Annotated in this window: 19 protein-coding genes, 2 pseudogenes and 2 riboswitches; of the genes and pseudogenes, 16 read left to right on the forward strand and 5 right to left on the reverse strand. The window is 67.4% G+C overall.

Features of this window, described 5'->3' with window-relative positions:
* Positions 1 to 158: 158 nt before the first annotated feature.
* The 8 genes from ENKNEFLB_RS07970 to ENKNEFLB_RS08005 all read left to right on the forward strand — a co-directional run bounded on the left by ENKNEFLB_RS07970 (position 159) and on the right by ENKNEFLB_RS08005 (position 12,023).
* Positions 159 to 647 (forward strand): NYN domain-containing protein, encoded by a 489-nt coding sequence (locus ENKNEFLB_RS07970; RefSeq protein WP_214058702.1) that lies wholly within the window; start codon positions 159 to 161, stop codon positions 645 to 647.
* Positions 644 to 2,650: an N-6 DNA methylase gene (locus tag ENKNEFLB_RS07975; RefSeq protein WP_214058703.1), complete on the forward strand. Its 2,007-nt coding sequence runs from the start codon at positions 644 to 646 to the stop codon at positions 2,648 to 2,650. Before ENKNEFLB_RS07970 ends, ENKNEFLB_RS07975 begins: the two co-directional genes overlap by 4 nt.
* On the forward strand, positions 2,647 to 4,146 hold the full coding sequence (locus ENKNEFLB_RS07980) for a type I restriction-modification system subunit M (protein ID WP_214058704.1): 1,500 nt from the start codon (positions 2,647 to 2,649) through the stop codon (positions 4,144 to 4,146). Before ENKNEFLB_RS07975 ends, ENKNEFLB_RS07980 begins: the two co-directional genes overlap by 4 nt.
* Entirely contained in the window at positions 4,143 to 5,636 is a 1,494-nt protein-coding gene (locus ENKNEFLB_RS07985; protein ID WP_214058705.1) for a type I restriction-modification system subunit M, read from the forward strand. The genes ENKNEFLB_RS07980 and ENKNEFLB_RS07985 overlap by 4 nt, the downstream gene beginning before the upstream one ends.
* Entirely contained in the window at positions 5,633 to 6,781 is a 1,149-nt protein-coding gene (locus ENKNEFLB_RS07990; protein WP_214058706.1) for a restriction endonuclease subunit S, read from the forward strand. Before ENKNEFLB_RS07985 ends, ENKNEFLB_RS07990 begins: the two co-directional genes overlap by 4 nt.
* Entirely contained in the window at positions 6,781 to 9,717 is a 2,937-nt protein-coding gene (locus tag ENKNEFLB_RS07995; protein WP_214058707.1) for a type I restriction endonuclease subunit R, read from the forward strand. Before ENKNEFLB_RS07990 ends, ENKNEFLB_RS07995 begins: the two co-directional genes overlap by 1 nt.
* A gap of 154 nt (positions 9,718 to 9,871) precedes the next feature.
* The gene (locus ENKNEFLB_RS08000; protein WP_214058708.1) at positions 9,872 to 11,557 is read left to right on the forward strand and encodes a hypothetical protein; all 1,686 of its coding nucleotides are present in this window, start codon (positions 9,872 to 9,874) and stop codon (positions 11,555 to 11,557) included.
* Positions 11,550 to 12,023: a phospholipase D-like domain-containing protein gene (locus ENKNEFLB_RS08005; RefSeq protein ID WP_214058709.1), complete on the forward strand. Its 474-nt coding sequence runs from the start codon at positions 11,550 to 11,552 to the stop codon at positions 12,021 to 12,023. The genes ENKNEFLB_RS08000 and ENKNEFLB_RS08005 overlap by 8 nt, the downstream gene beginning before the upstream one ends.
* Before the next feature lie 6 nt (positions 12,024 to 12,029).
* On the opposite strand, the gene ENKNEFLB_RS08010 is transcribed toward ENKNEFLB_RS08005, so the two are convergent.
* A protein-coding gene (locus ENKNEFLB_RS08010) for an IS3 family transposase (RefSeq protein ID WP_246535555.1) occupies positions 12,030 to 13,222 on the reverse strand; the annotation gives its coding sequence in 2 pieces (ribosomal slippage) (positions 12,030 to 12,941 and positions 12,944 to 13,222; 1,191 coding nt in all).
* Positions 13,223 to 13,388: 166 nt separating this feature from the next.
* A riboswitch (cobalamin riboswitch) is annotated at positions 13,389 to 13,533 on the forward strand.
* A 124-nt stretch (positions 13,534 to 13,657) separates the two neighbouring features.
* Between ENKNEFLB_RS08010 and cobA the strand changes: the two genes are divergently transcribed.
* The 8 genes and pseudogenes from cobA (at position 13,658) to ENKNEFLB_RS08050 (ending at position 22,990) form a co-directional block, all read left to right on the forward strand.
* Positions 13,658 to 14,656 carry a uroporphyrinogen-III C-methyltransferase gene (gene cobA / locus ENKNEFLB_RS08015; RefSeq protein ID WP_214058710.1) on the forward strand — a complete coding sequence of 333 codons (999 nt, stop codon included), beginning with the start codon at positions 13,658 to 13,660 and terminating at the stop codon, positions 14,654 to 14,656.
* Positions 14,657 to 14,691: 35 nt separating this feature from the next.
* Positions 14,692 to 15,285, forward strand: a pseudogene (locus ENKNEFLB_RS22865) ((2Fe-2S) ferredoxin domain-containing protein); the annotation flags it as partial.
* 90 nt (positions 15,286 to 15,375) lie between these two features.
* Positions 15,376 to 15,506: riboswitch (cobalamin riboswitch) on the forward strand.
* A gap of 27 nt (positions 15,507 to 15,533) precedes the next feature.
* Positions 15,534 to 19,127, forward strand: coding sequence for a cobaltochelatase subunit CobN (gene cobN, locus ENKNEFLB_RS08025; RefSeq protein WP_214058711.1), 3,594 nt, complete (start codon positions 15,534 to 15,536; stop codon positions 19,125 to 19,127).
* On the forward strand, positions 19,120 to 19,920 hold the full coding sequence (cobF, locus tag ENKNEFLB_RS08030) for a precorrin-6A synthase (deacetylating) (RefSeq protein ID WP_214058712.1): 801 nt from the start codon (positions 19,120 to 19,122) through the stop codon (positions 19,918 to 19,920). Before cobN ends, cobF begins: the two co-directional genes overlap by 8 nt.
* A complete protein-coding gene (locus tag ENKNEFLB_RS08035) occupies positions 19,917 to 20,258 on the forward strand; it encodes a hypothetical protein (protein WP_214058713.1) in 342 nt (113 codons plus the stop codon). Before cobF ends, ENKNEFLB_RS08035 begins: the two co-directional genes overlap by 4 nt.
* Positions 20,255 to 21,732 (forward strand): annotated as a pseudogene (locus ENKNEFLB_RS08040) (cobyric acid synthase). The gene ENKNEFLB_RS08035 and the pseudogene ENKNEFLB_RS08040 overlap by 4 nt, the downstream one beginning before the upstream one ends.
* Entirely contained in the window at positions 21,729 to 22,466 is a 738-nt protein-coding gene (locus ENKNEFLB_RS08045) for a cobalt-precorrin-6A reductase (RefSeq protein WP_214058714.1), read from the forward strand. The pseudogene ENKNEFLB_RS08040 and the gene ENKNEFLB_RS08045 overlap by 4 nt, the downstream one beginning before the upstream one ends.
* Positions 22,463 to 22,990, forward strand: a complete 528-nt coding sequence (locus ENKNEFLB_RS08050) for a bifunctional adenosylcobinamide kinase/adenosylcobinamide-phosphate guanylyltransferase (protein WP_214058715.1) — start codon at positions 22,463 to 22,465, stop codon at positions 22,988 to 22,990. The genes ENKNEFLB_RS08045 and ENKNEFLB_RS08050 overlap by 4 nt, the downstream gene beginning before the upstream one ends.
* A gap of 11 nt (positions 22,991 to 23,001) precedes the next feature.
* On the opposite strand, the gene ENKNEFLB_RS08055 is transcribed toward ENKNEFLB_RS08050, so the two are convergent.
* From ENKNEFLB_RS08055 to ENKNEFLB_RS08070, 4 genes are read right to left on the reverse strand one after another with little or no spacing between them, the layout of a single operon-like run.
* The gene (locus tag ENKNEFLB_RS08055; protein ID WP_214058716.1) at positions 23,002 to 23,952 is read right to left on the reverse strand and encodes a cobalamin biosynthesis protein; all 951 of its coding nucleotides are present in this window, start codon (positions 23,950 to 23,952) and stop codon (positions 23,002 to 23,004) included.
* Positions 23,949 to 24,704, reverse strand: a complete 756-nt coding sequence (locus ENKNEFLB_RS08060) for an adenosylcobinamide-GDP ribazoletransferase (RefSeq protein WP_214058717.1) — start codon at positions 24,702 to 24,704, stop codon at positions 23,949 to 23,951. Before ENKNEFLB_RS08060 ends, ENKNEFLB_RS08055 begins: the two co-directional genes overlap by 4 nt.
* Positions 24,697 to 25,749 (reverse strand): nicotinate-nucleotide--dimethylbenzimidazole phosphoribosyltransferase, encoded by a 1,053-nt coding sequence (gene cobT, locus ENKNEFLB_RS08065; RefSeq protein WP_246535902.1) that lies wholly within the window; start codon positions 25,747 to 25,749, stop codon positions 24,697 to 24,699. The genes ENKNEFLB_RS08060 and cobT overlap by 8 nt, the downstream gene beginning before the upstream one ends.
* Positions 25,746 to 26,549, reverse strand: coding sequence for a CbtA family protein (locus ENKNEFLB_RS08070; protein WP_214058718.1), 804 nt, complete (start codon positions 26,547 to 26,549; stop codon positions 25,746 to 25,748). The genes cobT and ENKNEFLB_RS08070 overlap by 4 nt, the downstream gene beginning before the upstream one ends.
* Positions 26,550 to 26,557 lie beyond the last annotated feature (8 nt).

The following is a 26,557-nucleotide window of genomic DNA, read 5'->3' on the forward strand; positions in this document are numbered from 1 at the left end:
CCCTCACACGCACTGGACGTGACGTGAATGGCAAAGCCAGGCGAGTGAACTGTGAATCCGATCAACACTTGACACTGGGGTTCCGGGGGACTACCTTGGTTCATGGGGTTCGACAATCGGATTCACACCAACAGACAGGTAGGGTAATGTTCACAAACATGGCGGCCGCGCTCCCGCAGAAGAAGCGCTCGCTGCGGGGACGTCGCCTCGTGGTTGTGGACATCGAGAACGTGGTGGGAGGAGCCGTCTTGGCGATCGAACAGGCTGTGCGTGCACGTCTTTCAATCAAGGAGGTGGCCGCGCTGAACGGTTCCGAGCATGTCGTAATCGGCACGAGTCACGTCGGGGTCGTTTCGACCGGGCTCGGCTGGCCGGGTCCTCGCCTCGTTGTCCGGTCCGGCGAGAACGGCGCAGACCTCGCCTTGCTTGATGTCCTCACGGAGGAACGGGTCGCGGAGCGGTTTGACGAGGTGGTGCTCGTGTCAGGCGACGGCATCTTCGCCGAGGCGGTCGCCGACCTTGGGTCCGCTGGTGTCGAGGTCACGGTTGTGGGACATCCCGGCCGTTGCTCGAAGCGTCTGCGGCTGGCGGCACGGCGCACGGTCCTCTTCGATCGACTCGGTGTGGGCTTCGGGGGAGCGGCGTGATCCAGAACAGGGACGAAGGCCTCGTCTCGCCGAGCGACATTGCTGACATAGCCGGCGTGTCGCGTGGCGCGGTAAGCAACTGGCGCAAGCGCGACGGCTCATTTCCCCAGCCCGTGGCAGGCTCGGCCACCAAGCCTCTCTTCTCGCTCTCCGACGTCAGTGGCTGGCTCGAAGCCACAGGAAAGCGCGCAACGGCCCATCGTGTGGAGGAGCCACGAGCTGACGCCATGGAGGTCTGGGCGGCGCTCAATCTGCTGCGAGGGTCTCTGCCAGCAGAGGAGATCGCGGAGTTAGTTCTGACAGTGGCGACTTCGCGCACGGAAGGCGGTCACGTCGACTTCGACGATGAGCGTATACCGGCAGACATCTTGGAGCGGGTCGTCCATGTCATCGAGAAGACGGACCGCACTGACCTCGGGGAGATTGCCGACTTCGCCCTGGAGCGGCTCGCACGCTCGCAGGGCAAGATGGGGGCCGACTTAGGGTTCGTTGGATCCCGCACGACGACGCTGTTGGCCAACCTCGCTTCGACGCTGCACGGGGGCGTCTTGTATGACCCAGCTTGCGGCATCGCCGCAGCGCTTCTGGATGCGGTCAAGCTCGGAGCCAGACCAGCACGAATGGTCGGTCATGACATCAACCCGCGGGCCCTTCGCATCGCATCGCAGCGCGCCGAGCTTCACGGTGTTGACCTCGACCTTGCGCTAACGAACGTTCTCGCTGAAGACATCGATCCGACACTTCGTGCCGACGTGATCGTGCTCGAGCCACCGTTCGGCGTTCGGCTCGAAGGCACGGCGCGCCTCACTGACGCACGCTTCGACTTCGGTACGCCACCCCGGTCATCGGCAGACACGGCCTGGCTCCAACACACGATTGCGCACCTCGCGGATGACGGGCGTGCCTACGTGTTGAGCCCGGCGGGGACGCTCTTCCGCAGCGGTGAGGAAGGCCGGATCCGTGCCGAACTCGTGAAGCACGGTTGCGTCGAGGCCATCGTGGGCCTCCCTGGCAAGCTCTTGCCACACACGTCAATCCCGTTGGCGCTGTGGGTGCTCCGCCGCCCCGTCCCGGAGGCGGCGATCGAGAGCGTTCTCTTCATCGACGCAGCCGAGACGGTCTCGCCCGAGCACAACGTCGCCACCTGGCTGACGGACGCGAATGCGCGCGAGAGCGTCCCTCACGCGGTGGTCGCGATCACCGACGTCCTAGCCGCGGAGTCGCTTCTCACGCCTCACCGTTGGGTGGACCGCACGGAACGTGAGCCGAGCGACGTTGCCGACGCCTACCGACAGGGTTGGTCCGCGATCACCGACACCATGAGGAAACTGCAGAACGTCCTCAAGTCGTTTGAGCACTTCGCGAGTTTCTCGAAGTCGCGGGTCATGACCGTGAGCGAACTGGTCGACCAAGGGGTGCTTGACATGCGCATGGGCCGCCCCAAGGACCGCTATGAGGACGCGCCTGAAGAGCTTCGCGAGCGCATCGCCACAGCCTCGGACGTGCGCGACGGCACGCTGCGTGAACTTGGTATCGACACCGAATACGACGACTACCCCGAACTGACCTGGGAGGGCGACGTCCTGGTGACGACGATGAACACCATCCGCGCCCGAGTAGACGAGGCCGGTGGACACCTGCCGTCAACAGGGGTCTATCGACTCCGAGTGCTGGACCGGGAAGTGCTGTCTCCGGGGTATCTCGCCATTGCGCTCTCTGGCAGCTGGAACGACAGATTCCAAGGCGGCACCACCATCCAGCGGGCATCGATCAAGGACCTTGAGGTCCCGCTCGTTCCCCTGACGGAACAGCGTGACATTCAACTTGCGGTTCTCTCGATCCAACTGCTCCACGAGCACTCGGCCGATATGGCCGAGGAGGCAAGCGCCGTGGGAACCGCCCTCCTGGACGCCGTCCGCTACAACGCACGACTCGCGAATCCAGACATTTCTGTCGGAACGACCGACCAAGATGGCCTGAACGACTCTGAGGGAGCCAAGTGACCGACCGCCTTACCCTGCCCGAGCTGCAGCAGTACCTTGCCAAGGCCGCCGACATTCTCCGCGGCAGCATCGACCAGGCCGACTTCAAGGCGTACATCTTTCCGCTGATGTTCTTCAAGCGGATCAGCGACGTCTACCTGGAGGAGTTCGCCCAGGCGCTGGAGGAGTCCGGCGGCGACCACGAGTTCGCGGCCTTCGCCGAGAATCACCGCTTCGCCATTCCTGATGGCAACCTGTGGGACGACATACGAAACCACACTGAAAACATCGGCAGCGCGCTGCAGACGGCGTTCCGCGAGATCGAGAAGGCCAACCCTGAGACGCTCTACGGCATCTTCGGCAACGCCAACTGGACCAACAAGGACAAGCTGCCCGACCGGAAGCTCGCCGACCTGATCGAGCACTTCTCGAGCAAGACACTCTCCAACGCGAACGTGGCCCCCGACGTGTTCGGCAACGCGTATGAATACCTCATCAAGCGCTTCGCCGACCAGTCGAACAAGAAGGCTGGCGAGTATTACACCCCCCGCTCGGTCGTCGGTTTGCTCATCAACATCCTCAACCCGATCGAGGGTGAGAGCGTCTACGACCCGGCGTGCGGCACTGGCGGCATGCTCATCGAGGTCATCGAGCACGTCAAGGCCGCCGGCGGCAGCCCCAAGACGCTGTGGGGCAAGCTGTACGGCCAGGAGAAGGTGCTCGCCACCTCGGGCATCGCCCGGATGAACCTCCTGCTCCACGGCGTCGAGGACTTCAAGATCATCCGCGAGGACACCCTGCGTAGCCCCGCCTTCTACACCGGCAATCGCCTCGCGCAGTTCGACTGTGTCGTCGCCAACCCGCCGTTCTCCTTGAAGAACTGGGGTGAGACCGAGTGGGGATCCGACAAGTGGGGGCGCAACGCCCTCGGTGGCGTCCCGCCGAAGGGATACGCCGACTGGGCCTGGGTCCAGCACATGCTCACCTCCGCACGCCCTACGACCGGCCGCGTCGCCGTCGTCCTGCCCCAGGGCGCACTCTTCCGTCAGGGTGCGGAGGCTCGGATTCGCACTCACATCCTTAAGTCGGATGTCGTCGACGCCGTGATCGGACTTGCACCCAATCTGTTCTACGGAACCGGCCTGGCGGCCTGTGTCCTGGTCCTGCGACCCCAGAAGCAGCCCGACGAGAAGGGCAAGGTCCTCTTCATCAACGGAGAGAGCCTGCTCAAGAAGGGGCGCAACCAGAACACCCTGGAGCCCAAGCACGCTCAGCAGCTCCTTGACGCTTACGAGAAGTCCGACGACATCGACGGCCTCTCGCGCGTCGTCGACCTCGACGAGATCGCCGGAAATAGCTACAACCTCAACATCCCGCTCTACGTTGCCCCCGCAGACATCGGCGAGAAGCTGACGCTCGAGCAGGCGCTCGCCGACCTCGAAGCGGCCGGTGCCAGGGCCGCGGACACCCGCTGGGTCCTGGAGGCAGAGCTGGCGAAGTGGGGGCTGTCGGCATGAGTGCACGGATCACCCAGCGTGAGCTGGAGGCCTACCTATGGGGTGCAGCTGTGGTCCTGCGCGGCCTGATCGACGCTGGCGACTACAAGCAGTACATCTTTCCGCTGGTCTTTCTAAAGCGGATCTCCGACGTCTACGACGAGGAGCACGCCGCTGCGCTGGAGGTGTATGGGGACGAGGAACTCGCCGACCTCCCAGAGAATCACCGCTTCGCCATTCCCGACGGTTGTCATTGGGACGACATTCGCGCTGCCACCAGGGACATCGGCAGTACGGCACTCAAGGCCATGCGCGCGATCGAGTCCGCGAACCCCGACACTCTTCCGGGAGTGTTCGGGGACGGCGATTGGGGCAACAAGAACCTGTTGCCCGACTCGACGCTGAGCGACCTCATCGAGCACTTCTCGACCGAGACGCTATCGATCGCGAACCTTCCCGAGGACGAGCTGGGCAACGGGTATGAGTTCCTGATCAAGAAGTTTGCCGACGATTCCGGTCACACGGCGCAGGAGTTCTACACCAACCGCACCCTCGTGCACCTGATGACGCTCATGTTGGAGCCGCAGCCGGGGGAGTCCGTCTACGATCCGACCTGCGGCACCGGTGGCATGCTCATCTCCACCGCTGCCGAGGTCAAGCGACAGGGCAAGGAGTGGCGCAACCTGCGCCTCTACGGCCAGGAGCTCAACTACGGGACGTCGGCCATTGCGCGGATGAACCTGTTCCTGCATGGGGTTACCGACGGTCACATTGCCCACGGCGACACCTTGTCGCGGCCTGCATTCCACGACGCCAAGGGACGCTTGCAGACCTTCGACGTCGTGCTGGCCAACCCGCCCTACTCCATCAAGACCTGGAACCGTGACGCCTTCACCAACGATCCCTACGGCCGCAACCTCTGGGGTGTGCCGCCCCAGGGCCGCGCGGATTACGCGTTCTTCCAGCACATCGCCAAGAGCCTCGACTCCAACACGGGACGAGCAGCCATCCTGTTCCCGCACGGCGTGCTCTTTCGCAAGGACGAAGCCGCGCTGCGCCGGGAGCTCGTGAAGTCTGACATTGTCGAGTGCGTCATTGGCATGGGAGAGGGACTGTTCTACAACTCGCCAATGCCGGCGACCGTGGTCGTCCTTCGTGCCAACAAGCCGCCCGAACGAAAGGGCAGGGTGCTGCTCATCAACGCCGTCGACGAGGTCGCCCGCGAGCAGGCCAAGTCATTCCTGAGGGAGTCGCATCAGAGGAAGATCCTTGACGCCTACCGCGGCTTCGCCGACATCGACCGGTTCGCGGCCGTCGCAACTCTCGACCAGATCGCCGACAAGTCCTATAGCCTCGCGATCCCCTTGTACGTTGCGGGCGCGAAGGGTGCCGATTCGGGAGAGCAGATCACCATTGCTGAGGCGCTCATCGACTGGCGCGCGGCTGCCGAGGCTTCCGAGGCGGCCGTCGACGATGTGCTCGCCTTGCTTCGCGGTGGAGCGACGGCATGACCCTCAACCTCGACAAGTCGAAGTGGAAGCACGTCACGCTGGGTGACATCGCGGCTGCCTCGAAGGAGAGAGTCGACCCGTCGGACGGCTCGGTTGAGCGATATGTCGCGGGCGAACACATGGACACCGACGATCTGCAGATCCACCGATGGGGTGACGTCGGCAAGGTCGACCTAGGCCCGGCGTTCCATCGTCGGTTCCGACCGGGTCAGGTCCTCTACGGCTCGCGCCGAACGTATCTGCGGAAGGTGGCCGTGGCCGACTTCGATGGTCTTTGCGCGAACACGACCTTCGTCGTGGAGACCAAGGACGAGGGAGCTCTCCTACAGGAGTTCCTGCCGTTCATCATGACTGCCGAGCCGTTTCACGCGTTCGCGATTTCGGAGTCCAAGGGATCGGTTAACCCGTACGTGAACTGGTCGGACATTGAGCGGTATGAGTTCGACCTACCACCCACCGACGAGCAGAAGCGCATCGCCGACCTCTTCTGGGCTGTCGAGCACCGTAGGCGGGCTCTCGACGATCTTGCACATCGAACCCGGGACGCCTTCGAAGTCGTGCTCCGCGACATTTGGTCGACCGGCTACTTGCGGCCCATCGGCGCCATCGGTGAATGTGTCACTGGCTCGACGCCCTCGAAGTCCAACCGCGCGTACTGGGCGAGCGAGGACGTTCCGTTCTACACGCCATCGGAGATCGACGGCAGCGACACCATCCGTCCTGCACGCCAGAAAGTCAGTCATGTGGGCGCGGATGCAGGGCGCATGCTTCCTCCCTACTCGGTCGCAGTCGCCTGTATCGGAGGCGACATGGGCAAGTCGGCCGTCATCCAGAATCCCGGGATCTCGAACCAGCAAATCACCTCAATTGTTGGACTTTCGGCTGACGACGCCTACACATTGCAGGCAGTCCTATCGCATCCGCTTGGGCGGGCGGGGATGGAGGCGCGGGAGACCACGACGATCGTCAGGAAGCTGAACAAGAGCGACCTCATGAAGGTTGAGGTGCCGTGGCCAGATGACAGAACCGTTCTCAAGACTCTGGTTGAGAGCAACAGGAGAGCAGCGTCCGGTGTGGAAGCGGAGGGCGCTGGTCTTGTTGGCTTGCGCTCGGCCATCCTCGGAGAAGTCTTCGGAGGCAACTGATGGCTCAGTTCAACGAGGCCAACTCGGTCCGAGACTTCGTGCGCGATCTGGTGAGGTCGGTCGACGTCCAGTGGCTAGCGGGTAACGAACTCCCGCGCCGAACTGACGAGGTGATGCTCGAGGGCCCGGTGAAGGCCGCTCTCATCCGGCTGAACCCGGAGATCGCTGCCGACCCGGACAAGGCCGATGAGGTCATCTACAACCTCCGTGCGATCCTGATCGCCGCCCGCACGAGCCCGCATCCCGTGGTGGCGAATGAGGAGTTCATGGCGTGGCTGACCGGGCAGAAGTCGATGCCGTTCGGCCCGAACGGAGAGCACACGACGGTCCGGCTGATCAATTTCGATGCTCTCGAGGATGACTCATCGAACCAGTGGGTGATCTCGACCGAAGTTGCCTTCAAGCAGGGACGCGTCGAGAAGCGCTTCGACCTGGTGTTGTGGTGCAACGGCTTCCCGCTGGTGGTGGGTGAGGCTAAGACGCCGGTTCGGGCGGCGTACACGTGGATCGACGGTGCAGCTCAGGTCCACGACGACTACGAGCAGAGCGTGCCGCAGTTCTTCGTGCCCAACGTGTTCTCCTTCGCCACCGAAGGCAAGGACTTCCGCTACGGCACGGTCGGGATGCCGGTGGAGCTGTGGGGTCCCTGGCGCGAGGAGACAACCGAAGATGATGCCCCGGCCAAGGTCGGGTTGGTCGCGGTCGGAGAGGCGGTCGAGGGGGTCCTCAGGCCGGCCGCAGTACTGGAGTTTCTCCGGTTCTTCACGATCTACGCGACCGACAAGAAGCACAAGAAGATCAAGATCATCGCCAGGTTTCAGCAGTTCCAGGCGACGAACCTGATCGTCGAGCGGGTGTTGCTCGGCAAGATCAAGCAAGGGCTGATCTGGCACTTCCAAGGGTCGGGCAAGTCACTGCTCATGGTCTTCACAGCGCTCAAGCTGCGTGCGATGACCGCGCTAACCAACCCGACCATCCTGATCGTGGTCGACCGCATCGACCTGGACACCCAGATCACGGGCACCTTCAATGCCTCCGACGTACCAGGACTCGTATCTACGGACTCGCGCGCACAGTTGCAGAGGTTGCTGAGCCAGGGTGCGCGGAAGGTCATCATCACGACGATCCACAAGTTCGGTGAGGCGCCGGGTGTGCTGGACGACCGGCACAACATCATCGCGATGGTCGACGAGGCGCACCGTTCGCAGGAGGGCGACTACGGGCAGAAGATGCGCGAGGCACTGCCGAATGCATTCCTCTTCGGCCTGACCGGCACGCCGATCAACAAGCGCGACCGCAACACGTTCATGTGGTTCGGGTCGCCCGAGGACGAGGGCGGCTATCTGTCCCGGTACTCCTTCCACGACTCCATCCGCGACGGGGCCACCCTGCCGTTGCACTTCGAGCCGCGTTTGTCGGAGCTGCACATCGACCAGGAGGCGATCGACACCGCGTTCGAGGAACTCGCAGTTGAGGAGCGACTGACTGAGGCGGACAAGATCACGCTGTCGAAGAAGGCCGCGTCGATCGAGGTTCTGATCAAGACCCCGTCACGGATCGCGAAGATCGCTGCCGACATCGCCGACCACTTCCGCTCCAAGGTCGAGCCGCAGGGGTTGAAGGCGCAGGTCGTCGTTTACGACAAGGCCTCGTGTGTTGCGTACAAGGAGGAGCTCGACAAGCACCTCGGCCCGGACGTCTCGACGATTGTGATGTCGAAGTCCCGCGGCGACTCGCCGAACTGGGCGCAGTGGACACCGGGAGCGGAGGCGCTCGAGCAGGTCGTCGCGCGATTCAACGACCCGGCCGATCCGCTGAAAATCATCATCGTCACGGCGAAGTTGCTGACGGGTTTCGACGCCCCGATCTTGCACTGCCAGTACCTCGACAAACCGCTCAAGGAGCACACGCTCCTTCAAGCGATCACTCGCACCAACCGGGTCTACCCGCCCAACAAAACCCATGGGTTGATCGTCGACTACCTCGGCATCTTCGACGACGTCGCCAAGTCGCTGGCCTTCGACGAGAAGTCCGTGCAGCAGCTGATCTCCAATATCGAGGAGCTGAAGAAACAGCTCGCGCCGGCCATGGCCGCGGCTCTAGCGTTCTTCCCCGGAGTCGATCGGACCGTCGGCGGCTACGCGGGACTCGTTCAAGCACAGTCGGCGATTGCGGACGACGAGGCCAAGGATGCATTCGGTCTGGCGTACAGCGTCGTCTCGCAGTTGTGGGAGGCGCTCAGTCCCGATCCGATGCTTGGTCAGTATCGCGATGACTACCGTTGGTTGACCGACGTCTACGAGTCCGTTCGTCCGTCCGATATCGCCGGTCGTCTGGTGTGGCACGCTCTCGGTGCGAAGACGATCGACCTGATCAACGAGCACGTCGAGGTCGAGATCCCGCAAGGCGCCGAAACGATCGTCCTGGATGCGCAGACCATCGAGGACCTGATGACCGGAAAGCGCAAGGACATCCCGATTGAGGAGGTTGAGAAGCACATCACCGCCCGGATCGCGCGCCACCTCAACAACCCCGTCTTCATCGAGCTCGGCCAACGACTCAACGCGCTCCGGGAGAAGTACGCCGACATCCAGCAGTCCAGCCTCGATTTCCTGCGCGAACTCCTGGAACTGGCCCGAGACACCGTCGCCGCGGAGAAGGCCGCTGCCGACGTCCCCCGGGAGGAGCAGGGCAAGGCGGCGCTCACTGAACTATTCGAGGCCCTCAAGGGCGAGGAAACCCCGATCATCGTCGAGAACGTCGTCAATCGAATCGACGAGGTTGTTCGAGCTGTCCGCTTCGAGGGCTGGCAGTCGACCATTCGAGGCGATCAGGAGGTCCGGCAGGCGCTGCGCAGGACGCTCTACGTCCAGTTCAAGATCCGCGACAACGACGTCTTCGAGAAGGCGCTCGGCTATGTGCGGGAGTACTACTGAGCTGATGAATGCACACGTCCCGCCCTCCCCAAGCGTGCGGCTGCACGAAATATCTGTCGCCCCGTCTGTGACCGGGAGGTGAGCCATGCCAACGGATAGGTCAACCACGTCCGGGTGGGGATGGGAGAGGACAGGGCCTGTCTGGGGCGCTCGCGTGTACGACACCAAGGGCGGCCAGGATCACCTCGGTCTTGGATCGGTGAGCTCGGACAGGATCCTCCCGGCGCTGTCACCAGGGATCAACGTGCTCACGATCCACCCACGCTATTGGTCCTTCTACGCGTGGGTGCTCTCAAGCTTCTGGGCCCACGAAGAGCTCAAGCGATCGAAGGCGGCCTTTCAAGCCTTCTACCGTCCGCGGGAAGCACTCTTCTCCATGGCGTGCCAAGTCTGCGATGCTCCCGAGCACGCAACGATCTCTGGCAACGTGGTTGGGTCACTGCGCGTCAGACGCCTGCGTGAGGACCAGGTCTTCGACCCCCAGTACAACTACATCAAGGAACCTTTAGGCGGATACGGGCTGTACTACCGGTCGACGATGGAAGCGATGGGTCTCCTCGTCATCGGTGGCCGAGGTAGCGGCTTCCCGGTCGATGCGCCGTGGCCAACGGGCCGAGCACTCGGAGCGGCATATGGAAGCGCCGTTGAGACGACCCGGTTGGGCGCACAGCTTGCGGCGGACCAGATTCCCGACAGTGTTCCTCGGGATGAACTGCTGGAGTTCGCGCGCGCCGGGTGCTTGTGCCGGCTCCGCATGGCCGACGACCATGACTTGCCACTGTTGCAGGACCTCTTCCTCCACTGGGGGAACCCGGCCGAGACTCCGGCACGGCTCGCGACACTGCGCTTCCTGCTGGATCTCAGTCAGAGCGCCCAAAGCGAAGGGCTGGAACGGGACAACTTCAGGCAGTTAGCGTACTTTCGCCGAACCGACGCGGGCACCTATCGGCCTCGTGCTGACCTGAAGGCGGTCGCTCGCCGGTGGCGCGTCTACCAGGCGCGGGAGTACTTCTCCTTTGCTCTGAACAGACTGTTCGGCTGGGTGGTGCGCAAGGGGCTTGAAGAATCTGACGACGGCCTCAGCCTGGTTCCGATAGATCGGCTTTGGGAGCTCGTCGACGAAGCATTAGATACGAGCGAGTTCGTTAGAGAGACAAAGCTAAGTCGCAGCACGGTGCGGTCATCGACGACGGCCGCGCGGTTCGCCGACATCCTGACTGAACATGTCGACGTTAGCCCCGGACCCAACGCAGTCTGGATGCGCAACATGGATGCCGACGAGCACGCCTTGTACGACTGGTGCCGAAGTAGGGTCGACGACTCCGAGACCGTCGTGGCGATGATCGCCATCATCCTGCTGCTCTACAGGCGACTCGGCACTCCGGCCCGGGTCAGCGAGATGGAAGCGGATTGGGACCTTCTCAGCAGCGGGGATTCGCTGCGGGTAGGCATGCTGCAGTTCTTTCAGCAACTTCACCGCAAGGTACTGGCCGGCGAAACGCTGTCCCTGCTGGCTCGATGGATCATCACCAACTTCGTCATCATCCAGCATGAGCGCGTAGCAACGGCAAAGCTCCCTGAAGACACCTTCCGCGTCCGGAGGATTGGTACGCAGCTGCAGTTCTTCATGCGAGAGGCACCAGCCGAGTTCAACGACAGCCGCTTCGTCGCTCTCAGCACCACCGTCCACGAGCTCGGATTTGTCAGTTCGATGCGAGAGTCCTCGCGGAAACTAACGCCGGTGGGCCGGGAGCTGTTGCGCCAAGGCGACCTCCCAGCAGGGGCGCTCGAGGAAGCCTTGGCCGCGTTCGAGATTCAGTCCGGTGGGGAACGTGCCTGAGCTTGCACCCTCAGCGGATCTCGTCCTCCCCGAGCTCCTGCAGGGGCAATGGTCAAGTGCCCTGATCCTGACCTTCGGTGCGGACCTGGGGTTCTTTGAAGCGCACCTGCTCAGTCAACTCGCTGCGGTGCCGCTCCGAATCATTCTGGCCGACGACGAACGCCTGAATGAGAAGTTCGCCGAAGCCGTCGAGACGGGACAGCGCTTGCGTCGGGCCAACCGAACCTACGTTGCGGCGGCGATCCGCCATCCCGGCTCAGCCCACGCCAAGGTGATTCTGCTAACGGCCGCGCGCGAAGGATTGCTCGTCATTGGCTCGGGCAACCTCGGCCATTCTGGCTACGCCTCTCCTGGCGAGCTCTGGAGCGTTTTCCGGTACCACTCCGAGGACCCAAGACATCTCTCGGAGTTCGTCGCTGGTCGGGCCTTCGGGACTGCCCCAGGTTTGGTTGACACTCGGGGTTGATGGTTCTCAGGCCGCGTCTGCGGCTGCGTAGATCATCTCAAACTCGATCGGGGTGAGCTTGCCGAGGGCTCGTTGGCGACGGCGGCGGTTGTACTTCGTTTCGATCCAGCTGACGATCGCGAGGCGCAGTTCTTCGCGGCTGTCCCAGCGGCGGGTGTCGAGGACGTTCTTCTGCAGCAGCGAGAAGAAGCTCTCCATGGCTGCGTTGTCACTGCTCGATCCGACTCGGCCCATCGAGCCGCGCAGCCCGTTGTTCTTCAGCAGGCGAACCACCTTCTTGGAACGGAATTGAGATCCTCGGTCGCTGTGCACGATGGTTCCCTCCGGTGAGCGCAGGGCGATCGCGTTGCGCAGCGCGGCGGCAGCGAGTCCGGACTTCATCCGTGAGTCGATGGAGTAGCCGACGATCTTGTTGGAGTAGCAGTCCTTGACCGCACACAGGTAGAGCTTCCCCTCCCTGGTGGGGTGCTCGGAGATGTCGGTGAGCCAGACCTGGTTCGGGCCGGAGGTCGCCCCCACGAAGTCGTGGCTCACCCGGCCCTCCTCATCGACGCTCGCGAGCAGGTCGTCATGGACAGCCGGACCGGGCTTGCCGGCCTTACCCCGACGACGGTGGTGGGAGGCGAAGACCCCTGCGGTTGAGCACAGTCGCCACACCCGGTTCTCGCTGGCGGTGATGCCGACGTCGGCAAGCTCGTCGGCGACGAACCGGTAGCCCAGGGTGGGGTCATCGGCGTGGATGCCCAGCACGACGTCGATGACGTGTGCGTCATCCCAGTCCCGTTGGGACACCGGGTCTTTGAGCCACTTGTAGTACCCCTGGGGCGACAGCCCCAGGACCCTGCACGCCACCGCGACCGGCACCCTGATGCGGGCACCGGTCGCGGCCATCTCACGGACGAGCGGGAAGACTATTTTCCCGGCAGGTTCGCCTGCGACAGATAGGCAGCTGCCCGGCGCAGGACCTCGTTCTCCTGCTCCAGCAGCCGGATCCGCTTCTTGGTCTCACGCAGCTCGACACGCTCAGCGTCGGTGAGGCCGGGACGGTGACCGTCCTGGACATCAGCACGCTTGAGCCAGTTCGACAGCGTGCCTTCAGAGATCCCGAAGTCCTTCGCGATCTGGGACAACGGAGCCTGACCCTTACGGGCCACTGCCACGACATCGTCGCGGAACTCCTTCGGGTATGCCTTCGCCATGGTCGACATCCTTCCAGCGAGGACGGATCCTCACAGGTCAGGTGTCAACCAAAGTCTGGGCAGACCCACCAAGCCCACGCCGACATCTCCGGAATGGACCTGCCGGTTGCGGGCTACCCGACAGCATGCGGGCCGTCGGCCATCTCCAGGTCGGCGGCATCTAGGGTTTGTGCGAACGGCGTGAGGTGCCTAACAATCTCTACGGGCTGGGGAGAATCGGGAAGCTGGTGAGAATCCGGCACGGGACCCGCTGCGGTGACCTGGACATTGATCCAGGAAGTCCGAAGGCCGGCCTCACGACCGCATGCGCCAGCAACCCGCGGGCGTGCTCAAGCCAGGCAGAGTGAGCGGGAGGCCCAAATGCCAGCGCAGGAAGAAACCACCCGTAACACCACTGAGCCCGGATCCGCTCGTGTGGCGGACCACCCACTCCAAATGGACGTGGTGGGTGCGAAAGCATTGGTGCTCGGTGGTGACGAGCACGCGGCCGTGGACGTGGCGCGGCTGCTCAGTGCCGGAGCGCACGTGACCGTGCACGCCACCCGGGCCTGCGCCTACGTGGAGGACCTCGCCACCCGGTGCCTGATCACCTGGGTCAGACACGAGGCGACGTTGGAGGAGGTGGTGTCTGCGGACCTGACGCTGCGGCCCCGCCTCCGCTCCCAGCCGCGGCCGGCCGGACTGGACGAGAAAGGCGCCCAGGGGCAAGTGACTCTGGTCGGCGGGGGACCGGGGGCCGTCGACCTGATGACGCTCGCGGGACGCGAGGCCATCGCCAAGGCAGATGTGGTGGTGATCGACCGGCTCGCTCCGTGGGAAGCCCTGACCTGGGCCCGGCCGGACGCGGAGATCGTCGACGTGGCCAAGATCCCCTTCGGACGGTTCACCAGTCAAGAGGAGATCAATCGCATCCTGGTTGACCGGGCGCTCGCGGGCCAGCAAGTGGTCCGCCTCAAGGGCGGGGACTCCTTTGTCTTCGGTCGTGGCCACGAAGAGCTGGAGGCGTGTCGCGAGGCCGGCGTTCCGGCCCGGGTGATCCCCGGGGTCACCTCGAGCATCGCGGTGCCGGGGGCCGCCGGTATCCCGGTGACGCACCGCGGCCTGACGCAGGGGTTCACGGTCGTGTCTGGCCATGTTCCACCTGGCCATCCGGAGTCGAGCTTGGACTACGCAGCGCTTGCCCGCTGCGGGACCACGCTGGTGTTCCTGATGGGAGTGGGCACGCTGGATGCGATCACCGCCGAGCTGTGCGCGGTGGGCATGGACGCGGCGACCCCTGCGGCCGTGATCGCCGACGGCACCCACCTCCACCAACGAGTCATCACCGCGTCTCTCGCCTCGATCGCCGAAGTTGCCCACGACGCCGGGATCCGAGCCCCGGCGGTCGTTGTCATCGGCCAGGTGGTCTCGCTGCGAAGGACGGGGTCGCCATGAACGACGATGTGACCGCGCCCGTCGTGCTCGTGGGCATGTCGGCGCGCGAGGTGCAGGCGCACAACCTGCTGCACGAGGTCGCCCACGAGCATGACGCCACGGTCGCCTTCCTGCAGCTGGGAGACCCGTCGCTCTCCGCGGAGCTGACACGGCTCGCTGACCTGGGTGCACAGCGGATCGTCCTCGTGGGCGTCAGCCTCGGCGCGCTCGCGCCCGCGGTCTCCTGGCTGCGCCGCATCGCCGCGCACTGGTGGCGCGAGCGAGCGGAGCAGAGGCCCATCGTCGAGGTCGCCACCCGGCTCGCCGACGGGGTCGACCAGGTGCGCCAGGTGCTTGCCGTACGGCGTGAGGTGACGGGCGCCGAGGCAGGCCTCGAGTCCGCAGCTTGGGAGGACGTGCCCGGGCACCGCCACCAGGTGCTGGTCTGTCGCGGTCCCCGCTGCACGGCGATGGGGTCCGACCGGACCGCCGAGGCCGTGATCCTCGAGCTGATGCGGCTGGGCCAGTCGGACGACGACGTACTCATCACCCACACCGGCTGCCAGTTCCCCTGCAACCACGCGCCGGTCGTCAGCGTCCAGCCCGACGACGTCTGGTACGGCGACGTCGATCCCGACGTCGCCCGGCAGATCGTCGCGGAGCACCTCGTTGGTAGGCGTCCCGTGGAGTCCGCACGGCTGCCCAGGACCCGCGGCGCCAGGCCGGCGACGAGCCGCTCGTCTAGAGTGATGACCGAAAGTCTCGTGGAACAGGAACCCGGTCGATTCCGGGGCGGTTCCGCCACTGTGATGCCGGATCAGGGTCCACCTGACCGGCTCAGCCAGACACTGGCCACGGGACCTCCGACGACGAGGGGCGAGAACCCCCTGGGAGAACCATGAAGATCGCGCTGCTGTCCACCTCCGACACCGACCTGCTCTCGGCCCGAGCTTCGGGAGCCGACTACGTCTGGGCCAACCCGTCGAGGCCCGGGCACCAGTCGATGGCCGAGGTCATCGAAGGTGCCGACCTAGTCGTCGGTCGGATCCTCGGTTCGCCGCAGGACCTGTGCTCGGGGTTCGCGCGCATCCGGGACACCGGGATGCCGATGGTGGTGCTGGGCGGTGAGCAGCAGCCCAGCGCCGAGCTGATGGAGATGTCGTCGGTGCCGATCGGCGTCTGCGCCGAGGCCCACCGCTACCTCGCCGAGGGTGGCCCGGCCAATCTCGCCCAGCTGCACGCATTCCTCTCCGACACCGTGCTGCTGACCGGTGAAGGTTTCGAGGCGCCGTCCGAGATCCCGGCCTGGGGCATCGTGGAGCGCCCCTCGGCTCCGGCAGACATGGACTTGCCCCGCGTGGGCGTGCTGTTCTACCGCGCCCACCAGGCCAGCGGCAACACCGCCTTCGCCCACGTCCTGGCCGACGCCGTGGACGCCACCGGCGAAGCGGTCGGCGTGCCGATCTTCTCGTCGTCGCTGCGCGCTGCCCCCGACTCCCTGTACGACGCCTTGGGCACCCTCGACGCATTGGTCGTCACCGTGCTCGCCGCCGGTGGGAGCCAGCCGGCCACGGCCAGCGCCGGTGGCGAGGACGAAGCGTGGGACGTACAGCGGATGGCGGCGCTCGACATCCCCATCCTGCAAGGGCTCTGCCTCACCAGCAGCCGGGCCGAGTGGGAGGCCTCCAGCGATGGCTTGACCCCGCTCGACTCCGCGAGCCAGATTGCGATCCCCGAGTTCGACGGCCGCATCATCACTGCGCCCTTCTCCTTCAAGGAGATCGACAAAGATGGCCTGCCGCGGTACGTCGCCGACCCCGAGCGGTGTGCGCGCGTGGCCGGCATCGCGGTCAACCACGCCCGGCTCCGCAGCATCCCCACCAGCGAGCGGAGGGTGGCGCTGATGCTGTCGGCGTACCCGACGAAGCACTCGCGCGTCGGCAACGCGGTCGGCCTGGACACGCCGGTCTCCACGATCCGGCTGCTGCGCAGGATGCGCGACGAGGGCTACGATCTCGGCCAGCCGGGCACGATCCCCGGGCTCGACGAGGACGACGACACCGTCGCCGGCGACACGTTGATCCATGCGCTGATCGCTGCGGGGGGCCAGGACGAGGAGTGGCTGACCAGCGCCCAGCTCACCGACGCCCACGTGCGGATCACGAAGGCCGACTACGACGCGTGGACCAGCGACGTGCCGTCGACGCTGATGGGTGACATCACCGAGACCTGGGGCGAGTCGCCCGGGACCCTGTTCGTGAATGACGACGGTGAGATCGTGCTCGCCACCATCACCGCCGGCAACGTGGTGTTGCTGATCCAGCCGCCGCGCGGCTTCGGCGAGAACCCCGTGGCGATCTACCACGACCCCGACATGGCTCCGTCGCACCACTACCTCGCGGCGTACCGATGGCTGGAGCGAGGCTTCGGCGCACACGCCGTCGTGCACCTCGGCAAGCACGGGTCGATGGAGTGGCTGCCGGGCAAGAACGCCGCACTGTCCGCCGACTGCGCGACGGACGCCGCCATCTCCAACATGCCGCTGATCTACCCCTTCCTGGTCAACGACCCGGGCGAGGGCGCCCAGGCCAAACGCAGGGCGCACGCGACCATCGTCGACCACCTGATCCCGCCGATGGCCCGCGCCGAGTCGTACGGCGACATCGCCAAGCTTGAGCAGCTCCTCGACGAGCACGCCAACATCGCCGCCATGGACCCGGCCAAGCTGCCCGCGATCCGTGGCGAGATCTGGCAGCTGATGCACGCCGCGGAGATGCACCGGGACCTGGGCCTCGAGGAGCGGCCGGACGACGAGACGTTCGACGACTTCATCCTGCACGTTGATGGCTGGCTGTGCGAGATCAAGGACGCCCAGATCCGCGACGGGTTGCACGTCCTCGGCCAGGCGCCCAACGGCGAGGCACGGGTCAACCTGGTGTTGGCGATCCTGCGTGCGTCCCAGGTGTGGGGTGGCCAGTCCGCGGCGGTGCCCGGACTGCGCGCCGCGCTCGGGCTCAAGGAGAACGCGGAAGCAGCCGGCGCGGTCGACGAGATCGAGCGACAGGCCCGTGCCCTGGTCCAGGGGATGGAGGACGCCGGGTGGATTCCGGACGCCGCAACCGGCCTTCACGACGACCCCCAGGTGCAACAGGTCCTCCACTTCGCAGCCATCCAGGTGGTGCCGAGGCTGGGTCGGACCACCGACGAGCTGGACGCGATCCTGCACGCGCTCGACGGCGGTTTCGTGCCGGCTGGGCCGTCGGGTTCGCCCCTGCGCGGGCTGGTCAACGTGCTCCCGACCGGGCGCAACTTCTACACCGTCGACCCTCGTGCGGTGCCGTCCCGGTTGGCGTGGCAGACCGGGCTGGCGATGGCGGAGAGCTTGGTGCAGCGCTACCTCGACGACACCGGCGGCTACCCGGAGTCGGTGGGACTCAGCGTGTGGGGCACGAGCGCGATGCGCACGAGCGGCGACGACGTGGCCGAGGTTCTCGCCCTGCTGGGGGTCCGGCCCGAATGGGACGAGGCGTCGCGCCGCGTCAGCGACTTGCACGTCGTCCCGCTGGAGGAGTTGGGTCGTCCACGCATCGACGTCACGGTGCGGATCTCCGGCTTCTTCCGCGATGCCTTCCCCCACGTGGTGGCCATGCTCGACGACGCCGTCAAGCTGGTGGCCGGTCTCGAGGAGCCGCTCGACCAGAACTTCGTGCGCGCCCACACGCAGGCCGACCTGGCCGAGCACGGCGACGAACGCCGTGCCACCACGCGCATCTTCGGCTCCAAGCCCGGGTCGTACGGCGCCGGCATCCTGCAACTGGTCGAGTCCGGGACCTGGCGCGACGACAAGGACCTGGCCGAGGTCTACACCGCCTGGGGCGGGTTCGCATACGGGCGAGGGCTGGACGGGGCCCCGGCCGCGGACGACATGCGCGCCAACTACCGGCGGATCAAGGTGGCGGCGAAGAACATCGACACCCGCGAGCACGACATCGCCGACTCCGATGACTACTACCAGTACCACGGCGGCATGGTCGCAACCGTGCGGGCGCTGACCGGGGCCGACCCCAAGGCCTACGTCGGTGACTCGACCACCCCCGATGCGGTGCGCACCCGGACCCTGCAGGAGGAGACCAACCGCGTCTTCCGAGCCCGCGTGGTCAACCCGCGGTGGATCAGCGCCATGCAACGGCACGGCTACAAGGGTGCGTTTGAGCTGGCGGCAACCGTCGACTACCTGTTCGGCTTCGACGCGACGGCAGGAGTGGTGCACGACTGGATGTACGCCAGCCTGGCCAAGGAGTACGTCCTCGACGAGACCAACCAGGCGTTCATGCGGCAGTCCAACCCGTGGGCGTTGCGCGGCATCGTGGAGAAACTGCACGAGGCGATCGACCGCGGTCTGTGGGCCGAGCCCGACCCGGACGTGGTCGCCGCAATGCAGGAGGTCTACCTCGACTTCGAGGGGGACCTCGAGGACCGTCACGGTGGCTGATGGGGGCCGGCGGGTCCGGCTCATCGGAGTCGGCCCGGGTGATCCCGACCAGGTGACTTTCGAGGCCGTGCGGGCGATGCGAGAGGTGGCGTTCTTTGTCGTCGCGGACAAGTCGCCCCGTGGAGGGATGCCCGATCCCTTGGTCAACGCACGCGAGCGGCTGCTGGACCGGCACCTCGACGCCTCCCCCGTCATCGTGCGGGTCGAGGATCCCGAGCGCGAGCGGCGCCCCGACCGGACGGCGGCGGTCGACGACTACGCCGCGGTGGTCGCTTCCTGGCACGCGGCGCGGGCCGAGGCGTTCGAGCAGGCGCTGCTCGACAACGACGGGGATGCGGGCTTCCTGGTCTGGGGAGACCCGGCCTTCTACGACTCCACGATCCGGGTCGTCGAGCAGGTTCGCGCCCGCGGCAACGTGGCCTTCGAGATCGAGGTCGTCCCGGGCATCTCCAGCCTCCAGCTGCTCGCCGCCCGGCACGCGATCGTGCTCCACGAGGTCAGCGAGCCGCTCCACGTCACCACCGGCCGGCGCCTGAGCGAGGCGGTCGACGCCGGCCAGCGCAACATCGTGGTGATGCTCAACCGCGAGATCGACGTCACCGGGCTCGAGGACTGGCACATCTGGTGGGGCGGCAACCTAGGCACGCCCCACGAGGAGCTCGTCTCCGGTCGCGTCGGCGACGTGCTCGACCGGATCGAGCAGGCACGCGAACGCGCAAGAGCGGCGGCGGGCTGGGTGATGGACATCTACCTCGTACGCCAAGCCACACCGTCGCGGGAGACACAGCCGTGACCCTGCCCGACCGCGACGTGCTGCTGTGCCGCGACTGCTGCTGTGGCAGCGGGTCCAAGCACCCGCGCACCGACCACGGCGCCCAGCGAGAGGCATTGCTCGCGTGTTCGGGGGTCGACGGCGTCCGGGTGCGGGTCGTGGACTGCCTCGACCAGTGTGACCGCAGCAACGTGGTGCTCGTGCGTGACTTCACGGCCGGTCGCCGCCCGCACGACACGTGGCTGGGCGGTGTCCTCGACGCCACGGCGACCGAGCAGGTCGTCGCCTGGGTCACGGCTGGCGGCACCCTGCCCACGGAACTGAAGTCGCACTGCTTCGGGCAGGTAGCGCGCGGATGAGCGCGCTGCTGGTCGCCGGCACCACCTCCGACGCGGGCAGAGCATTGTTACGACGGGCCTGTGCCGGGCGTTCGCCAGGCGCGGGATCTCCGTGGCGCCGTTCAAGTCGCAGAACATGAGCAACAACTCGATGGTCACCCGCGACGGCGCCGAGATCGGCCGCGCGCAATGGGTGCAGGCGCTCGCGGCGCGCGCCGAGCCCGAGGCCGCGATGAACCCGGTGCTGCTCAAGCCGGGCAGCGACCAGCGCAGCCACGTCGTCGTGATGGGCCGGCCCGCGGGCGAGGTCACCTCGCGCGACTTCGTCGACGGCCGGCGTCACCTCGCCGCCGCGGCGTACGCAGCGTTCGACGACCTCTCCTCCCGGTTCGACCTGGTCGTCGCGGAAGGTGCCGGCAGCCCCGCTGAGATCAACCTGCGGCAGAGCGACTACGTGAATATGGGGCTGGCCCGGCACGCGGACCTCCCGGTCGTCGTGGTCGGGGACATCGACCGCGGGGGCGTGTTCGCGGCGATGTTCGGCACCATCGCCCTGCTGGAGCCGGCTGACCAGCGGCTGGTGGTGGGCTTCGTGGTCAACAAGTTCCGCGGTGATGAGTCCCTGCTCGCGCCGGGACTTCGCTCACTGGAGAAGCTGACCGGACGCCGGGTGTTCGGCACCCTGCCGTGGCGACCCGACCTGTGGCTGGACTCCGAGGATGCGCTCGACCTGGCGGGACGGCGAGCCGGTGACGGCGCCGCGCTCAGGGTCGCGGTCGTGCGGTTGCCCCGGGTCAGCAACTTCACCGACGTCGACGCACTCGGGCTCGAGCCGGGGCTCGACGTCGTCTTCGTCACCGACCCGCGCGCGCTGAGTGACGCCGACCTCGTGGTGCTGCCCGGCACACGCTCGACCATCGCCGACCTCGCCTGGCTGCGCGCGCGGGGGCTTGACCGGGCCATCCTCGCCCACGCTGGGCATGGTCGACCGGTGCTCGGCATCTGCGGCGGCTTCCAGATGCTTGGGCACGAGATCGCCGATCCTCAGGGCGTCGAAGGTGCAGCCGGCGCCGTCGTCGAGGGGCTCGGACTCCTCGACGTACGCACGGAGTTCGCCGCCGAGAAGGTGCTGCGGCTCCCGGTCGGTGACGGACTGGGCGCCCCGGCGACGGGTTACGAGATCCACCACGGGATGATCGTGCGTGGCTCCGGAGAGGAGTTCCTCGGTGGAGCCCGGTGCGGGGCCGTCTTCGGGACCATGTGGCACGGCAGCCTGGAGGGCGACCTGTTCCGGTCGGCGTTCCTGGCCGAGGTCGCTGCCGCAGCCGGTCGGGTGTGGTCGCCGAGCGCGGTCAGCTTCGCTGCGGCGCGTGAGCGCCGGCTCGACCTGCTCGGCGATCTCGTCGAGCAGCACCTCGACGTGGACGCCCTGCTGGCTCTGGCTCGCGACGGTGCTCCGGACCTGCGGGTGCTCCCGCCGGGGGTGATGTCGTGACCGTCCTCCTGCTCGGCGGCACCGGGGAGGCCCGGGACTTCGCGGCCGCCCTCGTCGCGGACGGCGTGGCCGTCGTGTCGTCGCTGGCCGGTCGGGTGAACCGTCCGCGGCTGCCCGTGGGCGAGGTCCGGTCAGGTGGCTTCGGGGGTGCCGACGGTCTGCGGAAGTGGGCGCGGGAGAACCACGTGACGGCGGTCGTGGACGCCACCCATCCCTTCGCCGCCACGATCTCGGCCAACGCTGCCGAGGCCTGCAGCGGGACGCTGCCGCTGCTTCGGTTGCAACGACCCGGCTGGTCCTCGCGCCCCGGTGCGTCGGCCTGGCACTGGGTCGACGACCACGCCGAGGCGGCGGCTGTGACTGCTGGCCTGGGCGCGCGGCCGTTCCTGACGATCGGCCGCCAGTCGCTGGGCCACTTCGTGACGCCACTCGCCGAGGCTGGTGTGCTGGCGCGGGTGGTGGACCCGCCGGAGATCGCATTGCCCTTGGTCTGGCGCGTCGTGCTCGGACGTGGGCCCTACACGCTCGAGGGGGAGCAGACGGCGATGCGCGAGCACCGCGCCGACGTCCTCGTCACCAAGGACTCGGGAGGCGCTCACACCGAGGCCAAGCTGGACGCTGCCGAGATCCTCGGCGTGCCTGTCGTCGTCGTCAGCCGCCCGGCCCCACCGGCGGGGGTCGAGACCGTCGACGACGTCGATGCTGCGGTGAACTGGGTGCGGGGCCGGCGATGAAGGTGCTGGTCACGGGCGGGGTCCGCTCCGGCAAGTCACGCCACGCGGAGGGGCTGCTCGATGCCTACCCTGTGGTCACGTACGTCGCTCCCGGCCCGACCATCGACGAGGACCCCGACCCCGACTGGGCGGAGCGCATCGCCGCGCACCGGTCTCGACGGCCCGCGACTTGGACCACCCTGGAGAGCCGTGACCTCGCCGCCGCGCTGACCACACCGGGGCCGGTGCTCGTCGACTGCCTCGGCACCTGGCTCACCGCCGTCCTCGACCGCGAGCAGGCCTGGGAGCGTCCGGGTCCGCAGGTGCATGAACTGGTCGAGAACTACATCTCCGCCGCGGTCGCCGAGCTCCGGCGGGCGACCGGACCCGTGGTGCTGGTGACCAACGAGGTCGGGCTTGGGGTGGTGCCGGCGCACCGCTCGGGTCGGCTGTACCGCGACCTGCTGGGCCTCACCAACCAGCGACTCGGGGTGGACTGCGACGAGGTGCACCTGGTGGTCGCCGGATGCGTGTTGGTGCTCTGAGCCCTGCCTGGCTACCGGCGCCGGCGAAGGCGCCGCCCTCCGCAGGCCAGCGCGAGCAGCACCGCCACGACCGCTGACGCCGTGTCGACGCGCCGGGCCAGGTCCAGCGCCCGGGCCACGTCGTACGGCTCGGGCGGGCGGACGGATCCGAGCACCTGGCGGTGCTCGACCCGATCGCCGTAGGTGTTCGCCCCGCCGAGCTGCAGGCCGAGCGCCCCGGCGAACGAGGCCTCGACCGGGCCGGCGTTGGGGCTGGGGTAGCCGGCGGCGTCGCGCCGCCACGCCTCGAGGGCCCCCCGCGGGTCTGGCCCGAGTGCCGCGGCGAGGAGGGCGGTCAGCCGGGCACCGGGGAGGTTGAGCAGGTCGTCGAGCCTGGCGGAGGCCCAGCCGAACTCCTCGTAGCGCTGGTTGTGGTGGCCGACCATCGCGTCGAGGGTGTTCGCTGCCCGGTAGCCGAGGAGCCCGGGTACGCCGGCCAGGCCACCGAGCACCAGCGGGGCGACGACGGCGTCGGACGTGTTCTCGGCGACTGACTCGACGACCGCACGTGCGATCTCGTCGGCGTCGAGGGTGCGTGTGTCACGACCGACGAGGTGGGTGAGCTGTCGGCGCGCCTCTGGCAGCCGACCCTGCTCCAGCAGCGCCGACACCGCCCGCCCCTCGCGTTCCAGCGAGGCTCCGCCGAGCACGACCCAGGTCGAGGTGGCGGTGACGACGACGTGCAGCGCGGGTCGACCCAGGGTGAGGCGCTCGACGACCAGCCCGACGGTGACCGTGGCCCCGACGAGCACGCCGTCGTGGAGAACACCCCGCGCCCGTGTCGGCCGATAGAAGCGGGACTCCAGGGCGGCAGCGATTGTGCCGAACCCGGCGACCGGGTGGAAGCATCGGGGGTCGGCCACGAAGCGGTCGGCGACGACGCCGAGTGCCAGGCCGGCGGCCCGCGAGAGCGCACGGCTCATGCGAGCCCCACCACCAGGGCGGCCAGGCAGAGCTCGATTGCCGCCCCGTACACATCCCCGGTCACGCCTCCGAAGCGGAGCACGGCCCGCCGCACGAGAACCAGGACGACGACGACAGCTACCCCGGCCGCGATTGGCGCTCGCCACCAGTCACCCCCGGTCCACGCGACGAGTCCGGTGATGACGCACGTGACCGACATCCACCCCAGCACCGTCGCGAAGCGGGTGACCGCTCCGGCGTAGTCGCCGCCCAGCCCGTCGGGACGGGCACCCGGGACACCGGCCGCGCACGTCAGCAGCAGCGCGCAGCGCGAGGCACAGACGAGGGCACCGGCCAGGACCGCGCTCTCCGGCGAGGCGATGATCGAGGCGAACGCAGCGGCCTGCAGCCCCAGCACGAGGAGCACGGCCGCACCACCGGCCGGGCCCGAGGTACCCGTGCGCATCACGGCCAGCGACCGTTCGCGGTCGTAGGACGCCGTCAGCCCGTCGGCGGTGTCCGACAGGCCGTCCACGTGGAAGGCCCGGCTGCCCAGCACGAGCGCCCCGACGCACAGGAGCCCGATGACGAGGGGGGGCAGACCGGCCGCCCGCCCGAGCCCGCCGACGGCCGCGACCGCGAGCCCGAGCGGAAGCACGGCTAAGGGGGCCAGCAGTATCGCCGCGCGGGCGACGGAACGGTCGACGAACCGTGGGGGAGCGACGCGCACCACGGTCAGCATCCCGACGGCGAGCCGCCAGCCGTCACGCATCCGGCATGAGCTCCGAGAGCATGGCAACGTCGCGGAGCACGGCGACGGCACTGCGCAGCACGGGCACGGCGCTCACGGCCCCGCTGCCCTCGCCCAACCGCATGCCGAGGTCGAGCACGGGCTCGAGGCCCAGCTTGGACAACGCCAGCGACTGCGCGGGCTCGGTGGACCGGTGCCCAGCCGCGAACCAGGCCACAGCGCCGGGGGCGATCCGCTCCGCGGTCAGCGCGCAGGCCACCGACATCAGGCCGTCTAGCAGCACCGGCACTCCCGCCGTGGCGGCCTCGACGAGGTAGCCCGTGCTCGCCGCCAGATCGGCACTGCCGAGGGTAGCCAGCGTGGCCATCGGGTCGTCGGTGCGGCCGCGGGTCCGGCCAAGTGCCTGGTCAATCACCTGCTCCTTGCCGGCCAGCCCAGCATCGTCGACACCGGTGCCCCGGCCGGTGACCTCCGAGGCCGGGAGGCCGAGCGCGGCAGCGATGATGGCTGCCGCCGGGGTGGTGTTGCCGATGCCCATGTCGCCGCTGAGCAACAGCTGGGCGCCGGCCGCGATCTCCTCGCGCGCTACGGTCCGGCCGATTTCGAACGCCTGTGTCGTCTGCTCGACGGTGAGCGCGTCTTCCAGGTGGATGGCGCCGCTGCCGCGGGTCACCTTGTGGGCGATGACCTCGGACGGCACGTCGGTGAGGTCGTCGTCGACACCCAGGTCGAGCACCCGCACGTGCACGTCGTGCGCAGCGGCCAGGGCCGAGACCCCGGCACGACCGGCCACGAAGGTGCGCACCATGGCAGCGGTGATAGCTGGTGGGTACGCCGAGACGCCGTGGGCGGCGACGCCGTGGTCGCCCGCGAAGATGACCAGCCGGATGTTGTCGAGAGGGGACGGCGGGACCACGCCCTGGGCGCTGGCCAGCCAGACCCCGAGGTCGCCGAGACGTCCCAGCGCACCGGGTGGTGTGGCCAGCCCGGCGAGCCGGTCTTGCGCGAGGGACTGGGTCTCGCGGCTCGGGGGCTGCACCGGCTTCGGTGCCAGGTGTGGGGTCACAGGCTGGCGGCTAGCTTGCGGCGCTCAGCGTCGGCTAGGTCACGTTGGTGGAGCGACCGTGTCAGCCCGACGAGCGCCACACCGATGACGCCCCACATGGTGGCCTGGGTGAGGATCGCAGCCCGGCGGAAGTACCAGAGGGTGTCGGCGGGGAAGTCGCCGAGCTCGTTGATCGTCGGGAGCAGCTGCCCTGCGACGACGGTGACCACTAGGAAGAGGGCACCGCCGGCCAGCACGGCGACGTACGCACCTCGATCAGACCAGAGCCGGTTGGCCAGGACCACCGAGGCGACCGCGACGGCGACCGAGATCAGCAGGTAGAGGAAGTAGAGCCCCGTGCGGCTGCCGATGGTTTCGGTGTTCCCGACCGCGGGCGGGGACGCGGGGTATTTCAGGAACGGGACTATGGCGACGGAGACGAAGCCGAGGAAGGCTACGAGCGCCGTGGACTGGCCCGGGGTGAGTCGGCCCAGGCGTCCGACGACCCCGGCCGAGACGAGGGCGACGAGGCCTCCGAGAGCGGCGCCGACGCCCAGCGAGCCAGTCACCAGTCCCCAGGTGCGTTGGGTGTGCCGGGAGACGACCGTGCTCTCATCCTCGTGGGAGTGGCCGGCCTCCTCGCCGTCGTGGGAGTGGGTCTCCTCGGCGGTGTCGGCCGGAGCCGCAGCAGCACCGGCCTCCTCGAGCTCGATGGCGGTCTGGACGTGGGGCTCAGCCACGAAGTAGGCGACCCCGAAGGCGGCGAGGCCGGCGATGAGTCCCGCCAGGAGACCCCGGACCAGGAAGGTACGTGCAGTCATGGGTGGAT

Source organism: Nocardioides aquaticus (assembly GCF_018459925.1).
GTDB lineage: Bacteria > Actinomycetota > Actinomycetes > Propionibacteriales > Nocardioidaceae > Nocardioides > Nocardioides aquaticus.